At 75.4% G+C, this 1,714-nt stretch carries 1 protein-coding gene; it reads left to right on the top strand.

Features of this window, described 5'->3' with window-relative positions; translation table 11 throughout:
* On the top strand, positions 1-1,581 hold a 1,581-nt coding region (locus tag AX737_RS19490), incomplete at its 5' end, for an ATP-binding protein (protein ID WP_066924274.1).
* Positions 1,582-1,714: the final 133 nt, after the last annotated feature.

Raw genomic sequence — 1,714 nt, 5'->3', positions numbered from 1 at the left:
CTCACGGGCGGGGCGGGTTCGGCCGCCGCGGTCTGGCTGGTGGCGATCCCGCTGGAGGCCGCGATCTCGGGCTCGAAGCGCTCGGCGATCTCGGCCGCGGGGATCGCGGCGCTCGGCGCGCTGGTCGTGGCCTGCGCCGGGAGCTGGATGCCGGCCGGCCCCGTGCTCGACCTCTCGGTCTCCGTCGCCATGCCGGTCTTCGTGATCACGGCGATCGGCCACGTCGCGGCCCAGCTCGTCGGCCACCTGCGGCACGAGGGCCGGGTGCGCCGGCGCCTGCAGGACAACGAGGCGCGCGACCGCCTGCTGCTCTCGGCGATCGACGACCTCGTCACCTGGCACGACGTCAACGGCCGCGTCATCGAGGCCGGCGCCTCGGCCGCCCGCTTCCTCGGCGTCGAGGCCGGCGCCTTGCGCGCCCACGGCCTCCTGGAGCGGGTGCACGTGGCCGACCGCCCGGCCTTCCTGCAGGCGCTGAGCGACGTCGCGGCGACCGGCCGGCCCGCCACCGTGCCGTTCCGCCTCCACGTCGAGGCGACCGCCGACCGCACGGACGGCGCCCGCCTGATCCACGCCGAGATGCGCGCCCACCGGATCGCGCGCGGGGTGGAGGGCGCGGTCGCGGGCGGCGGAGTGGAATTCGGGGTCGTGGCCGTCACCCGCGACGTCACCGAGCACCGCCGGCACGCGGAGGAGCTGGAGCGCGCCCGCGCCGAGGCGGAGCGGGCCAACGAGATCAAGAGCCGGTTCCTGGCCAACGTCACGCACGAGCTGCGCACGCCGCTCAACGCCATCATCGGCTTCTCCGAGGTGCTGGGGGGCGCCGGGGCGGGCACGCTGGGGTCCGAGCAGGCGCGGGAATATGCCGGGATCATCGCGACGTCGGGCCGCCACCTCCTCGACGTGGTCAACTCGCTCCTCGACATGAGCCGGATCCAGAGCGGCAACTTCGACTACGCGCCGGAGCCGACCGACGTCGCCGACCTCGTGCGCAGCTGCTGCGACCTGATGCGGCTGCGCGCGGACGCCGCCGGGATCGCCCTGGTGCCGCCGGCCGCGGGCGGTCCCGTGGAGATCACGGCCGACCCGCGCGCCTGCCGCCAGATCCTGATCAACCTCCTGTCGAACGCCGTGAAGTTCACCGCCCGCGGCGGCCGGGTCGAGGTGGCGCTGCGGCGCACCGGCGCGGGACTCGAGATCGCCGTGTCGGATACCGGCGCTGGCATCCGCGAGGCCGACCTGCCCCGTCTCGGCACACCGTTCTTCCAGGGCGGCGGCAGCGACTACAAGCGGGCGCACGAGGGCACGGGCCTCGGCCTCTCGGTGGTGCAGGGCCTCGTCGGCCTGCACGGCGGCTCGATCGCCATCGAGAGCGCGCCGGAGATCGGCACGAGCGTCACCGTGACGCTGCCCCGCCTCTGTCGCCCGATCGATGCGCCAGCGGCGCCCGCCCCGGTCTCGACCTCGGTGCGGCGGCTCGTGCCCCGGGCCGCCGGCCCGGTGGTCCGTCTGCCCCTCGGCCTGTTCGAGCCGGCGACCACCGGGACCGAGTCCACCCGCCCCCTGAGACGCGCCGGCTGAGGGCGGATCCACGCGAGAAGCCCCGATCCCGGCAGGGATCGGGGCTACGCCATGAGGAGTGAGGATGCGCGATTACCGCGAGATCAGCGTGGCGGGCGACGAGCGACCGCAGAGGCGCGACACGGCCCCGAGG

The sequence above is a fragment of the Methylobacterium sp. CCH5-D2 genome, from assembly GCF_001556475.1.
GTDB classification, from domain to species: domain Bacteria; phylum Pseudomonadota; class Alphaproteobacteria; order Rhizobiales; family Beijerinckiaceae; genus Methylobacterium; species Methylobacterium hispanicum.
The sequence above is the reverse complement of the archived record's forward strand: the minus strand, read 5'-3'. Positions and strand labels throughout refer to the sequence as shown.